The following is a 24,553-nucleotide window of genomic DNA, read 5'->3' as shown; positions in this document are numbered from 1 at the left end:
AAGCTGAGCAACTAAATGAGAACTCCATCACACTTTTTAGCCATTTAGAACACCGCCGACTTCAAAGAATCGATACGGCTTCCTTACATTCGCGAATAGCCAATGTTAGCATTGGCGCAACTAAGATCTCGGATGGAAACTAGGCATGTCTGAAAACCGCATACGTATCGCTACCCGCAAGAGTCCGCTGGCCATGTGGCAAGCTGAATTTGTTAAAGCAGAATTAGAACGCGTTCACCCAGGTATCGTGGTGGAGCTATTGCCAATGAGCACTAAGGGCGATGTTATCTTAGACACCCCATTAGCTAAGGTTGGCGGTAAAGGCTTGTTTGTAAAAGAACTCGAAGTCGCCATGCTAGAAGACCAAGCCGATATCGCAGTGCACTCAATGAAAGATGTGCCAGTGGATTTCCCCGAAGGCTTAGGGCTGGAAGTAATTTGTGAACGTGAAGATCCTCGCGATGCCTTTGTGTCTAACCTGTATAAGTCAATCAGTGAACTGCCACTTGGCGCCACAGTCGGCACCTCAAGCCTACGCCGTCAGTGCCAACTGCGCGCCTCACGCCCAGATCTGATTATCAAAGATCTGCGCGGCAACGTGGGGACTCGCCTCGCGAAACTCGATAACGGCGAATACGATGCGATTATCCTTGCTGCTGCAGGTTTAATTCGCCTGAAGTTATCAGAGCGCATTGCCAGCTTTATCTCTGCGGAAGAATCCTTACCCGCCAACGGTCAAGGCGCTGTCGGTATCGAGTGCCGCACTAACGATGCACGCGTAAAAGCGCTTTTAGCTCCTTTAGAGCACTTAGAGACTCGCTACCGCGTGATTGCCGAGCGCGCCATGAATACTCGCCTCGAAGGTGGCTGCCAAGTACCTATTGGTGCCTTTGCCGAAATCCACGGTGATGAAATGACTCTGCGCGGCCTCGTGGGTAATCCCGATGGTAGCGAAATCATCGAAGGCGTGATCACAGGTCCAAAGACCGAAGCGACGCAACTCGGTGTTGCCCTTGCAGAAGAGCTGCTCAGCAAAGGCGCTAAAAGCATCCTCGACGCTGTTTACGCAAAAGCCTAAGACGATGAAAGTCTTACTGACGCGCCCCGAGGGGCGCAATCAGTCCATGGTCGATGCCTTAACTGAAAAAGGTATCGACCACTGCGTTACCCCACTCCTCTGTGTTGAGGCCACGCCTCCTCTGCCCCCAGACACTTCGCATCCACTCGCTAATGTCGATCTGGTTATCTGCATCAGCGCTAATGCGGTGAGCTTTGCTGATGCTGCGTTTAAAGTCGATACCGCCCAAGTTACTGGCTGGCCAAGCGTGCCTTATTTCGCAGTGGGTCATGCAACTTGGGAAGCGTTGCAAGAGAAAGGAATTGAGGCTCTCGAAGCACCGGATGATTGCCAGCAAACGGAAGGCTTGCTGACATTGCCTGCACTGCAACATATCCAAGGCAAACATATCACTATCATTCGTGGTGTCGGTGGCCGTGAAGCCCTCGCCGAGCAACTGAGTGCCAGAGGTGCGAAGGTGCGCTATTGGGAAGTCTATCAACGCGCTTGCCCGCCGCTCGATGGCGCTCTCGTCAGCCAACACTGGCGCGACTTAGGGATAGATACTATCGTCGTAACGAGTGGTGAAGTACTGGATAATCTGATTAATCTAGTGCCAAAAGAGTTATTTGCATGGCTGCGCTCATGTCATATCATAGTCCCCAGTAACCGAGTAGAAGCTCAAGCTCATGCCTTTGGTATAACCCAAGTCACCAATGCCAATGCCGCCAACAGCAAAGCCGTGCTAAACGCCCTTAAACTCTAAGCGCTATTTAGCCCGATTTTACTCGAATTTCGGCAGTAGCATGATTTTAAGGACTGTTAAATGGATAACAACAAGCACGACGCCCAAAGCCCAGAGTCACAGGCTACCCCAGTTCTCGCTCCGTCGGTCAATACCGATGACGCTGCATCACAGACCCAAGCTTCTGAACCCCAGGTCAATCAGCTCGAAGATAAAGCAGTCAAACCTGCCGACACTAAGCCGCAAGCAAGCAAACCCGAATCGACTCAAGCGGCTCGCCAAGTGGTGCAAGTGAATCGCAGCTCTTGGGCGATTCGTTTCGGTGTGTTACTGGCCTTAGGCTTAACCGTTTGCACCATAGGTGGCGGCTATTTGCTGTATCAACAAATGCAGCAACAGCTTCAACTGCAAGAGACGAAAAATCTAGCCCTACAAGATCAGCTGCAGCAGGCTTTACTCGTCCCGAATCAACGTATTGCACAGCTTGAGCAACAACAGCTGTCCGATGCCAAAACCTTCCAAGAATTGTCGAAACTCGCTACAGACCAGAGTCAATTGCAGGACAGATTAAATAAACTGGCCCAACGTAGCCCAACTCACTGGATGGCCTCGGAAGCCGAATATTTGGTGAACATGGCTGGGCGTAAGCTTTGGCTCGAAAATGATCCACGCACGGCGACCGACTTATTAAAGTCCGCCGATGAAACCATTGCCGCAATGAACAACCCAGCCTTACTGCCAATCCGTAAGGCGCTGGCCAAGGATATCGCCGCGACCACCAATATTAAGAGTGCGGATATTGAAGGCAGTGTGTTAGCAATCGATGCCTTAATCGATCAACTCGACAAATTGCCGCTAAACCGTGCCGATGCTGATGCAAGCGCCCCTGAAGATACCGCCATTTCTGGCGATCTGAATGATTGGCAAAGTAATCTAAGTAAAACTTGGAAGGCGTTGACCCAAGATTTTATTACCATTCGCCACAGAACCGCCGATGCGCCGGCCCTGCTTGCGCCGGAGCAACAATGGTATCTGGTTGAGAATGTGCGCCATAAACTGCTGCAATCGCAACTGGCACTCTATCGCTATGATAGAGCGGCTTATCATCAATCACTGATGATGGCACGCCAGTGGATCCAAACCTATTTTGATGTTCAGGCACACCCAACCAGTGAAGCCATTGCCGAAATCGACAAACTGGCGACATTGGAGCTTGACCCGATCACGCTGAAATCCTTTGCCGCTAAACCACTATTATTACAGTTAACCAGCTATGGTGAACTCACCTCTTCAGAGGAACCACAGCTATGATTAAGGCATTGATATTTCTTGGGATCATATTAATAGGCCTGTGTATCAGCCCTTGGATTGTCGGCAATACTGGCTATGTTTATATTGCCGCTGGCGATTATCAGCTTGAGACCAGTTTAGTCTTTGGGATCATCATGTTAATCGTGTTCTATGCCCTATTCCAAGTGCTGGAATGGCTAGTGATCACTGTGATTAACCTGCTGCTACGCAGCCGTTTTATCCCACAACATTGGCGTCGCCGCTCCGCCAAGAAAAACACCTTAATCGGCGCACTCGCGATTGCCGAAGAAGATTGGCCTGCGGCAGAACGCGCCATGATTAAAGGGGCCGACAACGGGGAACTGCCCGCATTAAATTTGTTAGCCGCAGCGCGTGCCGCGCAACACCAAAATAAAATCACCGAGCGAGATCAATATCTTGCCCGAGCAGAAGCCCAACCTATGACTGCCAATGCGGTGGCAACCACTCGTACCCGTTACTTGCTCAAGCAAGGGGAATTAACCTTAGCCAGAGCGGAACTCGATAAGTTAGCGCCAACCAGTAAGAGCAAAGCGCCTGTACTGAAACTCGCCCTAGAGTTATACCGGGCACAACAAGATTGGGAAGCGCTTAAGTTATTGCTGCCAATATTGAAGAAACGCCAAATTCTAGATGATGCAAAGTTAACTGCACTCAGCGTTGAAACCCATTGCGCCCTATTAAAAGCAGCGAGTCTTAAAGGGGAAGACGCCCTAGAGCAATGTTGGCAATGGCTTTCACGCGATGAACGTAACCAGTCTGAGTTTTTAGCGATTTACGCCATGGGCTTATGCCGCTTCAATCGCAAAGACCAAGCGCTTAAATTACTCTCGAAAAAGCTGCGTAGTTCGCCAGAGTCGGCACTGTTAGAAGTGATACCACAGATAGTCACCGCCCATGACGAAGAGATCCGCAAACAATTACTCAAGCATGAAATCACCCATGAGAATAATGCTGATTACCAAAAATGCTTAGCGCTGCTGTATCAACAAACCCGCGACATGAAAGAAGCGAAAACCTGCTGGCAGAATGTGTGTCGTCTTGCTCCGAGTAAAGACTCTTGGCTAGCGCTCGCCCGTATTCAAGAGCAATTAGGCGAACAGGGCAACGCTAATCAAAGCTATCGCCAAGCGATAAACCTGTAATGTGCTTCAGCCGCAGCTCCACTATCGGAGTTGCGGCTTCTCAGCTCCTCAAATCTAACCAATCACTTCCATTTTGACTTGTCTAAACGCCGCTTTAACAGAATTCATAAAATTTTAATGTCTATACACAGACTAATTTGTTATAAATATGTTTCTATATATAAAACAAAGGTACTAGATGCAGCGTCTATTCTGCTTTAAGATACCACATCTAGTTAAGGCAGATTTAAACGCCAATTTTTCGCACCACTCTCCGTAAAACCCAGTCATAGCAAGTTATCGCGTCGCGTCAAAAAATTGACTTCCCATTAGTACCAAGCTAAAATTTCACCACTTGTATCACAATCCATCACATTTGTTGGATCTGTGCATCTTTGGATTAACACAGTTAGCTGTTGGGAGCTTATTATGGGATCGATCATTACAACAAAGAAAGGTTTGCTCAAACTGGTAAAAGGGCAAATCGAAGTCGAGGTTAATGGTTCAAATCAACCCGCTAAGGACGGCGAACAACTCCCAAAAGGTGCTGTTCTCCATATCGGTGAAAATGCAACCTACGAAATCACCTTCGATGATGGCACTAAGCTGTCTAACGAAGTTGCACCGAGTATTGCTGCCACTCCCAACGCTGGCGATCAAGCAACCCAAGACGAAATCCAAGCACTACAAGATCTGATCGCCTCTGGTGAAGACCCAACTCAAAATCTACCAGAAACCGCCGCAGGTAATGCTCCAGCTGGCAGTGACGGTAACTCAGGTTATGTCACCCTTGCCCGTGATGGCACTGAAGCCTTAGCCACATCAGGTTACTCAACCTCTTCACAAACACTGACAGCAACGACGACTGCGGCTCCTGACCAAACCGTAGCAACAGATTCTCCTTCAGTATTAGCAAACGACAGTATTACCGTTGATGAAGATACCGTTGCTTCAGGCAATGTGCTCACGAATGATGTAGATGCAGATACAGTATTAAGTGTGGCGGGTTTTAATATTAATGGTACCGACTTCGCCGCAGGCACGATTGTTACCCTTGAAGGCGGTAGCTTTGTACTCAATGCAGATGGCTCTTACACCTTCACACCAAATGAAAACTGGAACGGCCAAGTACCTGTCATCACTTACACCACTAATACAGGTTCAACTGCAACATTAACCATTAACGTCACTCCTGTTGATGACCCATCGGTATTAGCAAACGATACCAATACTGTCGATGAAGATACGATTGCTACAGGCAATGTGCTCGACAACGACACCGATGTGGATTCAACCTTAAGTGTTGTTAGCTTTACTGTATCAGGCAGCACTTTTGCCGCGGGTACCACTGTCGCTCTAGAAGGTGGTAGCTTAGTACTCAATGCCGATGGCTCTTACAGCTTTACTCCAAATGCAGATTGGAACGGCCAGGTTCCTGTTATCACCTACACCACTAATACAGGTTCAACTGCAACATTAACCATTAGCGTCACCCCTGTTGATGACCCATCGGTACTAGCAAACGATACTAATACCGTCGATGAAGATACGGTAGCTACCGGAAATGTCCTAGATAACGATAGAGATATTGATGATACCCTTTCTGTTGTCAGCTACTCAGTTAACGGACAAACCATTGCTGCGGGCACCGCGGTGACTCTCGAAGGTGGTTCATTACTGATTAATGCCGACGGATCTTACAGCTTTACTCCAAATGCTGATTGGAACGGCCAAGTTCCTGTTATCACCTACACCACTAATACAGGTTCAACAGCGACATTAACTATCAATGTCACTCCTGTGGCCGATGGTGGTCCAAGTGTTACTATCACAACAGATACTAACGATGATGGCTTTATCAGTAATGCTGAACTCGGTGGTGCAACCGAAGTTAGTGTCACTATTGGTTTAGGCGGCACTGGTGCAAATGCAGGCGATACTCTGACGGTCAATGGTGTTGACTATGTGTTGACACAACAAGATATCAACAATGGTTTTGTCAATTTAACACTGCCTGCGCCAGCTGAAGGCGAAACCATTACTGTGGTAGCAACCATCACAGATCCAGCGGGTAACACCTCGCCTGAAGGTAGCGATTCAGCCCTACTCGACACAACTGCACCAACAATTACTGTGAGTGCTCCTGATGATACGCAAGACACTACCCCAACAATTACTGGTACTACTGATGCAGCGCCTGGCAGTGTGATCACTATTGTTGTAACAGACAGTAACGGTGTGCAACAAACTCTCACTACAACCGTTAACCCCGATGGTACTTATGCTGTCGATGTAACAGAACCGATCCCTCATGGTGGCTATACCGCAGTAGCGACAGTAACAGATCCTGCTGGCAACACAGGTAAAGCAACGGATAACGGTAATGTCGATATTAAGATTGATGAGGATGGCGACGGCAACACCGTGGCCATCACCAGCATCACCCAAGACACTGGTAGCTCCAGCACGGACTTTATCACCAACGACAACACCTTAGTGTTCCACGGTACCGTCGATTTGGATGATGACAGCACCTTAGCCGTCACCATCAACGGCGTGGTCTACACCACCGCCAACGGCTTAGTGATTGATGCGCAAGGTAACTGGAGTGTGGATTTAACTGGTACCGTGCTGCCTGACGGCACCTACCCTGTGGTCGCCACCGTCACCGACGTGGCTGGCAACAGCAAAACCGTCACCCAAGATGTGGTGATTGATACCAAGATTGATCAAGACGGCGACGGCAACACCGTGGCCATCACCAGCATCACCCAAGACACTGGTAGCTCCAGCACGGACTTTATCACCAACGACAACACCTTAGTGTTCCACGGTACCGTCGATTTGGATGATGACAGCACCTTAGCCGTCACCATCAACGGCGTGGTCTACACCACCGCCAACGGCTTAGTGATTGATGCGCAAGGTAACTGGAGTGTGGATTTAACTGGTACCGTGCTGCCTGACGGCACCTACCCTGTGGTCGCCACCGTCACCGACGTGGCTGGCAACAGCAAAACCGTCACCCAAGATGTGGTGATTGATACCAAGATTGATCAAGACGGCGACGGCAACACCGTGGCCATCACCAGCATCACCCAAGACACTGGTAGCTCCAGCACGGACTTTATCACCAACGACAACACCTTAGTGTTCCACGGTACCGTCGATTTGGATGATGACAGCACCTTAGCCGTCACCATCAACGGCGTGGTCTACACCACCGCCAACGGCTTAGTGATTGATGCGCAAGGTAACTGGAGTGTGGATTTAACTGGTACCGTGCTGCCTGACGGCACCTACCCTGTGGTCGCCACCGTCACCGACGTGGCTGGCAACAGCAAAACCGTCACCCAAGATGTGGTGATTGATACCAAGATTGATCAAGACGGCGACGGCAACACCGTGGCCATCACCAGCATCACCCAAGACACTGGTAGCTCCAGCACGGACTTTATCACCAACGACAACACCTTAGTGTTCCACGGTACCGTCGATTTGGATGATGACAGCACCTTAGCCGTCACCATCAACGGCGTGGTCTACACCACCGCCAACGGCTTAGTGATTGATGCGCAAGGTAACTGGAGTGTGGATTTAACTGGTACCGTGCTGCCTGACGGCACCTACCCTGTGGTCGCCACCGTCACCGACGTGGCTGGCAACAGCAAAACCGTCACCCAAGATGTGGTGATTGATACCAAGATTGATCAAGACGGCGACGGCAACACCGTGGCCATCACCAGCATCACCCAAGACACTGGTAGCTCCAGCACGGACTTTATCACCAACGACAACACCTTAGTGTTCCACGGTACCGTCGATTTGGATGATGACAGCACCTTAGCCGTCACCATCAACGGCGTGGTCTACACCACCGCCAACGGCTTAGTGATTGATGCGCAAGGTAACTGGAGTGTGGATTTAACTGGTACCGTGCTGCCTGACGGCACCTACCCTGTGGTCGCCACCGTCACCGACGTGGCTGGCAACAGCAAAACCGTCACCCAAGATGTGGTGATTGATACCAAGATTGATCAAGACGGCGACGGCAACACCGTGGCCATCACCAGCATCACCCAAGACACTGGTAGCTCCAGCACGGACTTTATCACCAACGACAACACCTTAGTGTTCCACGGTACCGTCGATTTGGATGATGACAGCACCTTAGCCGTCACCATCAACGGCGTGGTCTACACCACCGCCAACGGCTTAGTGATTGATGCGCAAGGTAACTGGAGTGTGGATTTAACTGGTACCGTGCTGCCTGACGGCACCTACCCTGTGGTCGCCACCGTCACCGACGTGGCTGGCAACAGCAAAACCGTCACCCAAGATGTGGTGATTGATACCAAGATTGATCAAGACGGCGACGGCAACACCGTGGCCATCACCAGCATCACCCAAGACACTGGTAGCTCCAGCACGGACTTTATCACCAACGACAACACCTTAGTGTTCCACGGTACCGTCGATTTGGATGATGACAGCACCTTAGCCGTCACCATCAACGGCGTGGTCTACACCACCGCCAACGGCTTAGTGATTGATGCGCAAGGTAACTGGAGTGTGGATTTAACTGGTACCGTGCTGCCTGACGGCACCTACCCTGTGGTCGCCACCGTCACCGACGTGGCTGGCAACAGCAAAACCGTCACCCAAGATGTGGTGATTGATACCAAGATTGATCAAGACGGCGACGGCAACACCGTGGCCATCACCAGCATCACCCAAGACACTGGTAGCTCCAGCACGGACTTTATCACCAACGACAACACCTTAGTGTTCCACGGTACCGTCGATTTGGATGATGACAGCACCTTAGCCGTCACCATCAACGGCGTGGTCTACACCACCGCCAACGGCTTAGTGATTGATGCGCAAGGTAACTGGAGTGTGGATTTAACTGGTACCGTGCTGCCTGACGGCACCTACCCTGTGGTCGCCACCGTCACCGACGTGGCTGGCAACAGCAAAACCGTCACCCAAGATGTGGTGATTGATACCAAGATTGATCAAGACGGCGACGGCAACACCGTGGCCATCACCAGCATCACCCAAGACACTGGTAGCTCCAGCACGGACTTTATCACCAACGACAACACCTTAGTGTTCCACGGTACCGTCGATTTGGATGATGACAGCACCTTAGCCGTCACCATCAACGGCGTGGTCTACACCACCGCCAACGGCTTAGTGATTGATGCGCAAGGTAACTGGAGTGTGGATTTAACTGGTACCGTGCTGCCTGACGGCACCTACCCTGTGGTCGCCACCGTCACCGACGTGGCTGGCAACAGCAAAACCGTCACCCAAGATGTGGTGATTGATACCAAGATTGATCAAGACGGCGACGGCAACACCGTGGCCATCACCAGCATCACCCAAGACACTGGTAGCTCCAGCACGGACTTTATCACCAACGACAACACCTTAGTGTTCCACGGTACCGTCGATTTGGATGATGACAGCACCTTAGCCGTCACCATCAACGGCGTGGTCTACACCACCGCCAACGGCTTAGTGATTGATGCGCAAGGTAACTGGAGTGTGGATTTAACTGGTACCGTGCTGCCTGACGGCACCTACCCTGTGGTCGCCACCGTCACCGACGTGGCTGGCAACAGCAAAACCGTCACCCAAGATGTGGTGATTGATACCAAGATTGATCAAGACGGCGACGGCAACACCGTGGCCATCACCAGCATCACCCAAGACACTGGTAGCTCCAGCACGGACTTTATCACCAACGACAACACCTTAGTGTTCCACGGTACCGTCGATTTGGATGATGACAGCACCTTAGCCGTCACCATCAACGGCGTGGTCTACACCACCGCCAACGGCTTAGTGATTGATGCGCAAGGTAACTGGAGTGTGGATTTAACTGGTACCGTGCTGCCTGACGGCACCTACCCTGTGGTCGCCACCGTCACCGACGTGGCTGGCAACAGCAAAACCGTCACCCAAGATGTGGTGATTGATACCAAGATTGATCAAGACGGCGACGGCAACACCGTGGCCATCACCAGCATCACCCAAGACACTGGTAGCTCCAGCACGGACTTTATCACCAACGACAACACCTTAGTGTTCCACGGTACCGTCGATTTGGATGATGACAGCACCTTAGCCGTCACCATCAACGGCGTGGTCTACACCACCGCCAACGGCTTAGTGATTGATGCGCAAGGTAACTGGAGTGTGGATTTAACTGGTACCGTGCTGCCTGACGGCACCTACCCTGTGGTCGCCACCGTCACCGACGTGGCTGGCAACAGCAAAACCGTCACCCAAGATGTGGTGATTGATACCAAGATTGATCAAGACGGCGACGGCAACACCGTGGCCATCACCAGCATCACCCAAGACACTGGTAGCTCCAGCACGGACTTTATCACCAACGACAACACCTTAGTGTTCCACGGTACCGTCGATTTGGATGATGACAGCACCTTAGCCGTCACCATCAACGGCGTGGTCTACACCACCGCCAACGGCTTAGTGATTGATGCGCAAGGTAACTGGAGTGTGGATTTAACTGGTACCGTGCTGCCTGACGGCACCTACCCTGTGGTCGCCACCGTCACCGACGTGGCTGGCAACAGCAAAACCGTCACCCAAGATGTGGTGATTGATACCAAGATTGATCAAGACGGCGACGGCAACACCGTGGCCATCACCAGCATCACCCAAGACACTGGTAGCTCCAGCACGGACTTTATCACCAACGACAACACCTTAGTGTTCCACGGTACCGTCGATTTGGATGATGACAGCACCTTAGCCGTCACCATCAACGGCGTGGTCTACACCACCGCCAACGGCTTAGTGATTGATGCGCAAGGTAACTGGAGTGTGGATTTAACTGGTACCGTGCTGCCTGACGGCACCTACCCTGTGGTCGCCACCGTCACCGACGTGGCTGGCAACAGCAAAACCGTCACCCAAGATGTGGTGATTGATACCAAGATTGATCAAGACGGCGACGGCAACACCGTGGCCATCACCAGCATCACCCAAGACACTGGTAGCTCCAGCACGGACTTTATCACCAACGACAACACCTTAGTGTTCCACGGTACCGTCGATTTGGATGATGACAGCACCTTAGCCGTCACCATCAACGGCGTGGTCTACACCACCGCCAACGGCTTAGTGATTGATGCGCAAGGTAACTGGAGTGTGGATTTAACTGGTACCGTGCTGCCTGACGGCACCTACCCTGTGGTCGCCACCGTCACCGACGTGGCTGGCAACAGCAAAACCGTCACCCAAGATGTGGTGATTGATACCAAGATTGATCAAGACGGCGACGGCAACACCGTGGCCATCACCAGCATCACCCAAGACACTGGTAGCTCCAGCACGGACTTTATCACCAACGACAACACCTTAGTGTTCCACGGTACCGTCGATTTGGATGATGACAGCACCTTAGCCGTCACCATCAACGGCGTGGTCTACACCACCGCCAACGGCTTAGTGATTGATGCGCAAGGTAACTGGAGTGTGGATTTAACTGGTACCGTGCTGCCTGACGGCACCTACCCTGTGGTCGCCACCGTCACCGACGTGGCTGGCAACAGCAAAACCGTCACCCAAGATGTGGTGATTGATACCAAGATTGATCAAGACGGCGACGGCAACACCGTGGCCATCACCAGCATCACCCAAGACACTGGTAGCTCCAGCACGGACTTTATCACCAACGACAACACCTTAGTGTTCCACGGTACCGTCGATTTGGATGATGACAGCACCTTAGCCGTCACCATCAACGGCGTGGTCTACACCACCGCCAACGGCTTAGTGATTGATGCGCAAGGTAACTGGAGTGTGGATTTAACTGGTACCGTGCTGCCTGACGGCACCTACCCTGTGGTCGCCACCGTCACCGACGTGGCTGGCAACAGCAAAACCGTCACCCAAGATGTGGTGATTGATACCAAGATTGATCAAGACGGCGACGGCAACACCGTGGCCATCACCAGCATCACCCAAGACACTGGTAGCTCCAGCACGGACTTTATCACCAACGACAACACCTTAGTGTTCCACGGTACCGTCGATTTGGATGATGACAGCACCTTAGCCGTCACCATCAACGGCGTGGTCTACACCACCGCCAACGGCTTAGTGATTGATGCGCAAGGTAACTGGAGTGTGGATTTAACTGGTACCGTGCTGCCTGACGGCACCTACCCTGTGGTCGCCACCGTCACCGACGTGGCTGGCAACAGCAAAACCGTCACCCAAGATGTGGTGATTGATACCAAGATTGATCAAGACGGCGACGGCAACACCGTGGCCATCACCAGCATCACCCAAGACACTGGTAGCTCCAGCACGGACTTTATCACCAACGACAACACCTTAGTGTTCCACGGTACCGTCGATTTGGATGATGACAGCACCTTAGCCGTCACCATCAACGGCGTGGTCTACACCACCGCCAACGGCTTAGTGATTGATGCGCAAGGTAACTGGAGTGTGGATTTAACTGGTACCGTGCTGCCTGACGGCACCTACCCTGTGGTCGCCACCGTCACCGACGTGGCTGGCAACAGCAAAACCGTCACCCAAGATGTGGTGATTGATACCAAGATTGATCAAGACGGCGACGGCAACACCGTGGCCATCACCAGCATCACCCAAGACACTGGTAGCTCCAGCACGGACTTTATCACCAACGACAACACCTTAGTGTTCCACGGTACCGTCGATTTGGATGATGACAGCACCTTAGCCGTCACCATCAACGGCGTGGTCTACACCACCGCCAACGGCTTAGTGATTGATGCGCAAGGTAACTGGAGTGTGGATTTAACTGGTACCGTGCTGCCTGACGGCACCTACCCTGTGGTCGCCACCGTCACCGACGTGGCTGGCAACAGCAAAACCGTCACCCAAGATGTGGTGATTGATACCAAGATTGATCAAGACGGCGACGGCAACACCGTGGCCATCACCAGCATCACCCAAGACACTGGTAGCTCCAGCACGGACTTTATCACCAACGACAACACCTTAGTGTTCCACGGTACCGTCGATTTGGATGATGACAGCACCTTAGCCGTCACCATCAACGGCGTGGTCTACACCACCGCCAACGGCTTAGTGATTGATGCGCAAGGTAACTGGAGTGTGGATTTAACTGGTACCGTGCTGCCTGACGGCACCTACCCTGTGGTCGCCACCGTCACCGACGTGGCTGGCAACAGCAAAACCGTCACCCAAGATGTGGTGATTGATACCAAGATTGATCAAGACGGCGACGGCAACACCGTGGCCATCACCAGCATCACCCAAGACACTGGTAGCTCCAGCACGGACTTTATCACCAACGACAACACCTTAGTGTTCCACGGTACCGTCGATTTGGATGATGACAGCACCTTAGCCGTCACCATCAACGGCGTGGTCTACACCACCGCCAACGGCTTAGTGATTGATGCGCAAGGTAACTGGAGTGTGGATTTAACTGGTACCGTGCTGCCTGACGGCACCTACCCTGTGGTCGCCACCGTCACCGACGTGGCTGGCAACAGCAAAACCGTCACCCAAGATGTGGTGATTGATACCAAGATTGATCAAGACGGCGACGGCAACACCGTGGCCATCACCAGCATCACCCAAGACACTGGTAGCTCCAGCACGGACTTTATCACCAACGACAACACCTTAGTGTTCCACGGTACCGTCGATTTGGATGATGACAGCACCTTAGCCGTCACCATCAACGGCGTGGTCTACACCACCGCCAACGGCTTAGTGATTGATGCGCAAGGTAACTGGAGTGTGGATTTAACTGGTACCGTGCTGCCTGACGGCACCTACCCTGTGGTCGCCACCGTCACCGACGTGGCTGGCAACAGCAAAACCGTCACCCAAGATGTGGTGATTGATACCAAGATTGATCAAGACGGCGACGGCAACACCGTGGCCATCACCAGCATCACCCAAGACACTGGTAGCTCCAGCACGGACTTTATCACCAACGACAACACCTTAGTGTTCCACGGTACCGTCGATTTGGATGATGACAGCACCTTAGCCGTCACCATCAACGGCGTGGTCTACACCACCGCCAACGGCTTAGTGATTGATGCGCAAGGTAACTGGAGTGTGGATTTAACTGGTACCGTGCTGCCTGACGGCACCTACCCTGTGGTCGCCACCGTCACCGACGTGGCTGGCAACAGCAAAACCGTCACCCAAGATGTGGTGATTGATACCAAGATTGATCAAGACGGCGACGGCAACACCGTGGCCATCACCAGCATCACCCAAGACACTGGTAGCTCCAGCACGGACTTTATCACCAACGACAACACCTTAGTGTTCCACGGTACCGTCGATTTGGATGATGACAGCACCTTAGCCGTCACCATCAACGGCGTGGTCTACACCACCGCCAACGGCTTAGTGATTGATGCGCAAGGTAACTGGAGTGTGGATTTAACTGGTACCGTGCTGCCTGACGGCACCTACCCTGTGGTCGCCACCGTCACCGACGTGGCTGGCAACAGCAAAACCGTCACCCAAGATGTGGTGATTGATACCAAGATTGATCAAGACGGCGACGGCAACACCGTGGCCATCACCAGCATCACCCAAGACACTGGTAGCTCCAGCACGGACTTTATCACCAACGACAACACCTTAGTGTTCCACGGTACCGTCGATTTGGATGATGACAGCACCTTAGCCGTCACCATCAACGGCGTGGTCTACACCACCGCCAACGGCTTAGTGATTGATGCGCAAGGTAACTGGAGTGTGGATTTAACTGGTACCGTGCTGCCTGACGGCACCTACCCTGTGGTCGCCACCGTCACCGACGTGGCTGGCAACAGCAAAACCGTCACCCAAGATGTGGTGATTGATACCAAGATTGATCAAGACGGCGACGGCAACACCGTGGCCATCACCAGCATCACCCAAGACACTGGTAGCTCCAGCACGGACTTTATCACCAACGACAACACCTTAGTGTTCCACGGTACCGTCGATTTGGATGATGACAGCACCTTAGCCGTCACCATCAACGGCGTGGTCTACACCACCGCCAACGGCTTAGTGATTGATGCGCAAGGTAACTGGAGTGTGGATTTAACTGGTACCGTGCTGCCTGACGGCACCTACCCTGTGGTCGCCACCGTCACCGACGTGGCTGGCAACAGCAAAACCGTCACCCAAGATGTGGTGATTGATACCAAGATTGATCAAGACGGCGACGGCAACACCGTGGCCATCACCAGCATCACCCAAGACACTGGTAGCTCCAGCACGGACTTTATCACCAACGACAACACCTTAGTGTTCCACGGTACCGTCGATTTGGATGATGACAGCACCTTAGCCGTCACCATCAACGGCGTGGTCTACACCACCGCCAACGGCTTAGTGATTGATGCGCAAGGTAACTGGAGTGTGGATTTAACTGGTACCGTGCTGCCTGACGGCACCTACCCTGTGGTCGCCACCGTCACCGACGTGGCTGGCAACAGCAAAACCGTCACCCAAGATGTGGTGATTGATACCAAGATTGATCAAGACGGCGACGGCAACACCGTGGCCATCACCAGCATCACCCAAGACACTGGTAGCTCCAGCACGGACTTTATCACCAACGACAACACCTTAGTGTTCCACGGTACCGTCGATTTGGATGATGACAGCACCTTAGCCGTCACCATCAACGGCGTGGTCTACACCACCGCCAACGGCTTAGTGATTGATGCGCAAGGTAACTGGAGTGTGGATTTAACTGGTACCGTGCTGCCTGACGGCACCTACCCTGTGGTCGCCACCGTCACCGACGTGGCTGGCAACAGCAAAACCGTCACCCAAGATGTGGTGATTGATACCAAGATTGATCAAGACGGCGACGGCAACACCGTGGCCATCACCAGCATCACCCAAGACACTGGTAGCTCCAGCACGGACTTTATCACCAACGACAACACCTTAGTGTTCCACGGTACCGTCGATTTGGATGATGACAGCACCTTAGCCGTCACCATCAACGGCGTGGTCTACACCACCGCCAACGGCTTAGTGATTGATGCGCAAGGTAACTGGAGTGTGGATTTAACTGGTACCGTGCTGCCTGACGGCACCTACCCTGTGGTCGCCACCGTCACCGACGTGGCTGGCAACAGCAAAACCGTCACCCAAGATGTGGTGATTGATACCAAGATTGATCAAGACGGCGACGGCAACACCGTGGCCATCACCAGCATCACCCAAGACACTGGTAGCTCCAGCACGGACTTTATCACCAACGACAACACCTTAGTGTTCCACGGTACCGTCGATTTGGATGATGACAGCACCTTAGCCGTCACCATCAACGGCGTGGTCTACACCACCGCCAACGGCTTAGTGATTGATGCGCAAGGTAACTGGAGTGTGGATTTAACTGGTACCGTGCTGCCTGACGGCACCTACCCTGTGGTCGCCACCGTCACCGACGTGGCTGGCAACAGCAAAACCGTCACCCAAGATGTGGTGATTGATACCAAGATTGATCAAGACGGCGACGGCAACACCGTGGCCATCACCAGCATCACCCAAGACACTGGTAGCTCCAGCACGGACTTTATCACCAACGACAACACCTTAGTGTTCCACGGTACCGTCGATTTGGATGATGACAGCACCTTAGCCGTCACCATCAACGGCGTGGTCTACACCACCGCCAACGGCTTAGTGATTGATGCGCAAGGTAACTGGAGTGTGGATTTAACTGGTACCGTGCTGCCTGACGGCACCTACCCTGTGGTCGCCACCGTCACCGACGTGGCTGGCAACAGCAAAACCGTCACCCAAGATGTGGTGATTGATACCAAGATTGATCAAGACGGCGACGGCAACACCGTGGCCATCACCAGCATCACCCAAGACACTGGTAGCTCCAGCACGGACTTTATCACCAACGACAACACCTTAGTGTTCCACGGTACCGTCGATTTGGATGATGACAGCACCTTAGCCGTCACCATCAACGGCGTGGTCTACACCACCGCCAACGGCTTAGTGATTGATGCGCAAGGTAACTGGAGTGTGGATTTAACTGGTACCGTGCTGCCTGACGGCACCTACCCTGTGGTCGCCACCGTCACCGACGTGGCTGGCAACAGCAAAACCGTCACCCAAGATGTGGTGATTGATACCAAGATTGATCAAGACGGCGACGGCAACACCGTGGCCATCACCAGCATCACCCAAGACACTGGTAGCTCCAGCACGGACTTTATCACCAACGACAACACCTTAGTGTTCCACGGTACCGTCGATTTGGATGATGACAGCACCTTAGCCGTCACCATCAACGGCGTGGTCTACACCACCGCCAACGGCTTAGTGATTGATGCGCAAGGTAACTGGAGTGTGGATTTAACTGGTACCGTGCTGCCTGACGGCACCTACCCTGTGGTCGCCACCGTCACCGACGTGGCTGGCAACAGCAAAACCGTCACCCAAGATGTGGTGATTGATACCAAGATTGATCAAGACGGCGACGGCAACACCGTGGCCATCACCAGCATCACCCAAGACACTGGTAGCTCCAGCACGGACTTTATCACCAACGACAACACCTTAGTGTTCCACGGTACCGTCGATTTGGATGATGACAGCACCTTAGCCGTCACCATCAACGGCGTGGTCTACACCACCGCCAACGGCTTAGTGATTGATGCGCAAGGTAACTGGAGTGTGGATTTAACTGGTACCGTGCTGCCTGACGGCACCTACCCTGTGGTCGCCACCGTCACCGACGTGGCTGGCAACAGCAAAACCGTCACCCAAGATGTGGTGATTGATACCAAGATTGATCAAGACGGCGACGGCAACACCGTGGCCATCACCAGCATCACCCAAGACACTGGTAGCTCCAGCACGGACTTTATCACCAACGACAACACCTTAGTGTTCCACGGTACCGTCGATTTGGATGATGACAGCACCTTAGCCGTCACCATCAACGGCGTGGTCTACACCACCGCCAACGGCTTAGTGATTGATGCGCAAGGTAACTGGAGTGTGGATTTAACTGGTACCGTGCTGCCTGACGGCACCTACCCTGTGGTCGCCACCGTCACCGACGTGGCTGGCAACAGCAAAACCGTCACCCAAGATGTGGTGATTGATACCAAGATTGATCAAGACGGCGACGGCAACACCGTGGCCATCACCAGCATCACCCAAGACACTGGTAGCTCCAGCACGGACTTTATCACCAACGACAACACCTTAGTGTTCCACGGTACCGTCGATTTGGATGATGACAGCACCTTAGCCGTCACCATCAACGGCGTGGTCTACACCACCGCCAACGGCTTAGTGATTGATGCGCAAGGTAACTGGAGTGTGGATTTAACTGGTACCGTGCTGCCTGACGGCACCTACCCTGTGGTCGCCACCGTCACCGACGTGGCTGGCAACAGCAAAACCGTCACCCAAGATGTGGTGATTGATACCAAGATTGATCAAGACGGCGACGGCAACACCGTGGCCATCACCAGCATCACCCAAGACACTGGTAGCTCCAGCACGGACTTTATCACCAACGACAACACCTTAGTGTTCCACGGTACCGTCGATTTGGATGATGACAGCACCTTAGCCGTCACCATCAACGGCGTGGTCTACACCACCGCCAACGGCTTAGTGATTGATGCGCAAGGTAACTGGAGTGTGGATTTAACTGGTACCGTGCTGCCTGACGGCACCTACCCTGTGGTCGCCACCGTCACCGACGTGGCTGGCAACAGCAAAACCGTCACCCAAGATGTGGTGATTGATACCAAGATTGATCAAGACGGCGACGGCAACACCGTGGCCATCACCAGCATCACCCAAGACACTGGTAGCTCCAGCACGGACTTTATCACCAACGACAACACCTTAGTGTTCCACGGTACCGTCGATTTGGATGATGACAGCACCTTAGCCGTCACCATCAACGGCGTGGTCTACACCACCGCCAACGGCTTAGTGATTGATGCGCAAGGTAACTGGAGTGTGGATTTAACTGGTACCGTGCTGCCTGACGGCACCTACCCTGTGGTCGCCACCGTCACCGACGTGGCTGGCAACAGCAAAACCGTCACCCAAGATGTGGTGATTGATACCAAGATTGATCAAGACGGCGACGGCAACACCGTGGCCATCACCAGCATCACCCAAGACACTGGTAGCTCCAGCACGGACTTTATCACCAACGACAACACCTTAGTGTTCCACGGTACCGTCGATTTGGATGATGACAGCACCTTAGCCGTCACCATCAACGGCGTGGTCTACACCACCGCCAACGGCTTAGTGATTGATGCGCAAGGTAACTGGAGTGTGGATTTAACTGGTACCGTGCTGCCTGACGGCACCTACCCTGTGGTCGCCACCGTCACCGACGTGGCTGGCAACAGCAAAACCGTCACCCAAGATGTGGTGATTGATACCAAGATTGATCAAGACGGCGACGGCAACACCGTGGCCATCACCAGCATCACCCAAGACACTGGTAGCTCCAGCACGGACTTTATCACCAACGACAACACCTTAGTGTTCCACGGTACCGTCGATTTGGATGATGACAGCACCTTAGCCGTCACCATCAACGGCGTGGTCTACACCACCGCCAACGGCTTAGTGATTGATGCGCAAGGTAACTGGAGTGTGGATTTAACTGGTACCGTGCTGCCTGACGGCACCTACCCTGTGGTCGCCACCGTCACCGACGTGGCTGGCAACAGCAAAACCGTCACCCAAGATGTGGTGATTGATACCAAGATTGATGAGGACGGCGACGGCAACACCGTGGCCATCACCAGCATCACCCAAGACACTGGTAGCTCCAGCACGGACTTTATCACCAACGACAACACCTTAGTGTTCCACGGTACCGTCGATTTGGATGATGACAGCACCTTAGCCGTCACCATCAACGGCGTGGTCTACACCACCGCCAACGGCTTAGTGATTGATGCGCAAGGTAACTGGAGTGTGGATTTAACTGGTACCGTGCTGCCTGACGGCACCTACCCTGTGGTCGCCACCGTCACCGACGTGGCTGGCAACAGCAAAACCGTCACCCAAGATGTGGTGATTGAAACTGCCGCACCAAATGCACCGACCGTATTAATTGTCGATGACGGTAACCCAGGTGATGGTCTGTTAACCGCCGCAGAAATGGGCAACGATGGAGTGCAGCTTACAGTGTCAATCAATGGCACTGATTTTGAAGCGGGTGGCTATGTCACACTCACCATCAACGGTGGCGCAGCGATTGAACTGAGCTTTGCCGACTTCACCGATAATGGCAGTGGCATCCTCACCTTTGGTAGCTATACCTACGCTAATGGCGTCATCAGTTGGAGTGAAACCGCACCTGCCGCAGGCCAAAGCATAACTGTTACTGCGACTCAAACTGATCCTGTTGGTAATTTATCAGCTTCAGGCTCTGACACTGCTACCGTGTATCAACCCAACTCTTGCAGTGTGACGGTTAATGAAAGCAGTCTACGCGATAATATTCCTGATACTTTCTCGAATACTATTAACTTTACCGCGGGTAATCAGAACATTACACAATTCCGTTTTAACGCTTCTTCTATCACTGCGGCAACCAACCTTGCTGTAGGTGTCAGTATTGTTTGGGCAATAGCAGCGAATGGTGCGTTGGTCGGTACTGTCGGTGGTGTTGAGGTAATTAAAGTCACCCTTAGTGGAACTCCTGTGACATCAGGACTTGCTGCAGGCGCTACGGGTACTGTTACCGTTAATGTTGAGCTATTAGACAACATCAAGCAGGTTAATGGATTAAGTGGCGAGAATCTCAGTTCATTGATCAATGGAATCGTCATTGAAGCTATAGGTGCCGATAATAGCGTATTGACCGGTAATGTAAGTATTACCATCAATGATGACGTGATCGCTATTGCTCCAAGTACTGGTTCAGGCGTCAATAGCGCTACAGCCGCAGATATTGTTGGTGCCCTCAATATCCTAGGCGCAGATGGTAATGACCATACTGCTATGGATAACTACAGTGTAAGCCTGAGTGCAAACGTGACTGGTTGGAACGGCACAACGACAACCTTCGCCAACTCAGGCATTACAGCGGGTGGACTCACAGTCTATTACTATGTCGACCCTACTCATCCAAATGTGTTGATCGCCTATACCGATACCAACGGCACAGCTTCTGCTTATACAGGCGCAGCAAATCAGACGTTGATTTTCACCTTAACAACCGATCCAACAACTGATCAATACACTCTCGATATGAATCAGAGTATTGATAAGCTTTCAACAATCCAAATTGCTGGGCTTATTGGAGGAAAAGGTGGTATCGGTGAAGCAGTGTATGTCACTTATGATCCTGACACCCATGGTTATGGTGTTTATAACGATATAACTAAGATTCCAGCAGATGCGGATATCGCCTTCACTCTCACGGCACGTGATGGCAATAATAACGTTGCTCAAGTAAACGGTACTAATAACGGTTTCGGTGTTGCAAACCCATTTGTGGATGGCAATGAAGTATTAATTGTGGATTATTCCGAAGATGCTGCGACCGCAAGCTTTAGCTTCACAGGAGCGGCACAAATCCACTATAAAGCCTATGATGATCAAGGTAACTTGTTACATGAAGGCAATATTACAAGTGGTCAACTCATCCAAAACGTGGGTTCTATCGCTTACATTGAGCTATCTGCACTGAGTGGTACCAGCTTCCAATTCACTGGCACTACTGCACAAACCATTGTGAGTTCAAGCCAAAGCCTCGACCTGAACTTTGTCGTAACTGCCACAGACAGTGATGGAGATAAATCAACTGGTAATCTGAATGTACATTTAGATCCACCAAGTACTACACCGCTTGCGCCTGTAGCACTGACACCTAATACTTTTGCCACCTTGAATGAAGCCGATTTACAAGCAGGAGCACCAGATTCAAGTGTTCAAACACTAAGCTTTAAATCAGGTAGCAACTCGATTGGTAGCTTCCAGTTTGGTGATATTAGCAATATTTCTGTGGTGGGTATCAACGCTCAGATTCATTGGGCACTCAATGACCAAGGCCAATTGGTCGGTACTGTATATGGACGTGAGGCGATTCGCTTAACCCTAGATTGGGATCGTATTAATGCGGGTGAGCAAGGTGATGTCACTGTGACTGCAGAGCTACTAACGAATCTGCCACACAGCGTCAATACCAATAGCCTAACTGTAAATGGTATTCAGGTTATTGCCGTCGATGGCGTAGGTAATACCGCACATTCCAACGTGACTGTCACTGTCGCAGATGATACCAACATCGCCCAAAACGATACGGCTCAACTTGATGTAGTGGTTGATTCCTTTAACTTCTCAGGCATTGTTGCCAACTGGACCAGTACGACTGGAGGCTCCAATGTCAACACATTCGACGGCCCAGACAACGACAGTGGAAAAGACCAACTCCGCTGGGGTTCAACCTATGGTAGTCAGTCAGGTTATGGTTTTGCCGATAATGATGCCGCACTAAATGGCGCATTATCTTTAAACCAAGACATAGTGCTAGGTACATTTACACACTACAACTATTCGATTACTTCAGGTACTTCAATCACTGCAGCGACCATGAAAGTAACGTTTAATGTGACGGATGCTTACGGTGTAGTAACACCAGTTACATTAATGCTGAACTTTAGCCATAATGAAACACCTAATAGCAACGATCCTATGGCATCTCGCGATATCGTTACTGTCGGTCAAACCAGTGTAACCTTCAACTACGAAGGCCAAATGTACACAATGCAAGTTATTGGTTTTAAAGATAGTAATGGTAACATTGTGACATCTATCTACACCAATGAGGATGCTGCAACCAGCTATGAGTTAGTCGTGCGTATGGTGGCTGGAGATGGCTATACCCTGCCGCATACTGATGGCAACGTGCTCACTAATGATGTGGCTGGTGCCGATGGTGCGCTAACCGTAATTGGGGTCGCCACGGGAGATCACACTGATACTGGTGTTTCAGGTCAAGTTGGCACAACGATAGCAGGAACCTACGGTAATCTTATCCTTAATGCTGATGGTACTTACCACTATCAGTTAACGGCGAGTGCCAACACCATTCCTGCAGCAGGTGCAATCGAAACCTTCACCTACACCACCCAAGATGGCGACGGTGATAAAGCAAGCGCCACCTTGAAGATTGATGTCAATCCGATTAATGCCGATGGTATTAATATTGCTGACGCCAATGCTATCTCAACTCAAGGCTCTAGTTTAAATGACACCATCATTGTCGTTGACGGTGAAAGTGCATCTAATCGAAATCAAAAAATATTAAATGTCACACTCGGAGGATCGCATGGTGGCTTTATCACTAATAGCTCTGGTGATGAAGTAGCTGCTACTTATGGCATCCACAAGAGTTATACCAATAGCAGCGCTCAAGTTGTGAGTGGTGGTGACGGCAATGATCATATTGAAACAGGTAAAGGTGACGATGTTATCTATGCAGGTAAGACTGGTACTGCCAACTATGGCTCAGATGATGACCTAGAATTGTCAGTCAATGACTTACTGACTCACCATATTATGACCGGTACTTTAAGTGGCTCCAATAGCATAGTTGATGGTGATGGTCTGCTATTGGCCAATGACGTAGCCTCTCAAAGAGCAGATGTAGTCAATGGTGGTAGTGGCAACGATCGAATTTATGGTCAGTCTGGCTCAGACATCCTCTACGGACACACTGGGGACGATTATATTGATGGCGGTAGCCACAACGATGCTCTTCGTGGTGGTGCTGGTAACGACACCTTAATTGGTGGCCTAGGTGATGACGTACTGCGTGGCGATAGCGGTAATGATACCTTCCTGTGGCGCTATGCAGATGCCGACCAAGGTACAGACCACATCATGGACTTTAATGTGAGAGAAGATAAGCTGGATCTTAGCGACCTACTCCAAGGAGAAACCGCTAATACTCTAGAAAGCTATCTGAACTTTAGCTTAGATAACAATGGTTCAACCGTCATTGATATCGATGCAAACAAGGATGGCGTATTCGATCAACATATCGTACTAGATGGGGTTAATCTGTTTAGCCAATATAGTGCAACCGACAATGCAGGAGTCATCAATGGGCTACTGGGCACTAATGGTAACGGCCCTCTGATCATCGATGCAGCCCCTGTCACACCTGATGCACCACAGGGCGTAACACCATTGACCGATCCACATAACAATAATGGCACTATAATTCCTTAGAAGATCTGTTCA

At 51.6% G+C, this 24,553-nt stretch carries 5 protein-coding genes; all 5 read left to right on the top strand.

All coding sequences use genetic code 11. From position 1 onward, the window contains the following. Positions 1–145 precede the first annotated feature (145 nt). The 5 genes from hemC to K0H59_RS01900 all read left to right on the top strand — a co-directional run bounded on the left by hemC (position 146) and on the right by K0H59_RS01900 (position 24,541). Positions 146–1,078 carry a hydroxymethylbilane synthase gene (hemC, locus tag K0H59_RS01920; protein WP_088211942.1) on the top strand — a complete coding sequence of 311 codons (933 nt, stop codon included), beginning with the start codon at positions 146–148 and terminating at the stop codon, positions 1,076–1,078. A 4-nt stretch (positions 1,079–1,082) separates the two neighbouring features. After that, positions 1,083–1,823 carry a uroporphyrinogen-III synthase gene (locus tag K0H59_RS01915; protein ID WP_220054486.1) on the top strand — a complete coding sequence of 247 codons (741 nt, stop codon included), beginning with the start codon at positions 1,083–1,085 and terminating at the stop codon, positions 1,821–1,823. Between the two features lie 60 nt (positions 1,824–1,883). Continuing rightward, the gene (locus K0H59_RS01910) at positions 1,884–3,113 is read left to right on the top strand and encodes a uroporphyrinogen-III C-methyltransferase (RefSeq protein WP_220054485.1); all 1,230 of its coding nucleotides are present in this window, start codon (positions 1,884–1,886) and stop codon (positions 3,111–3,113) included. Beyond that, on the top strand, positions 3,110–4,276 hold the full coding sequence (locus tag K0H59_RS01905) for a heme biosynthesis HemY N-terminal domain-containing protein (RefSeq protein WP_220054484.1): 1,167 nt from the start codon (positions 3,110–3,112) through the stop codon (positions 4,274–4,276). Before K0H59_RS01910 ends, K0H59_RS01905 begins: the two co-directional genes overlap by 4 nt. A 408-nt stretch (positions 4,277–4,684) precedes the next feature. Further along, positions 4,685–24,541: an Ig-like domain-containing protein gene (locus tag K0H59_RS01900; protein WP_220054483.1), complete on the top strand. Its 19,857-nt coding sequence runs from the start codon at positions 4,685–4,687 to the stop codon at positions 24,539–24,541. Positions 24,542–24,553: the final 12 nt, after the last annotated feature.

Source organism: Shewanella sp. FJAT-51649, assembly GCF_019457435.1.
In the GTDB taxonomy this organism is placed as follows: domain Bacteria; phylum Pseudomonadota; class Gammaproteobacteria; order Enterobacterales; family Shewanellaceae; genus Shewanella; species Shewanella mangrovisoli.
The sequence above is the reverse complement of the archived record's forward strand: the minus strand, read 5'-3'. Positions and strand labels throughout refer to the sequence as shown.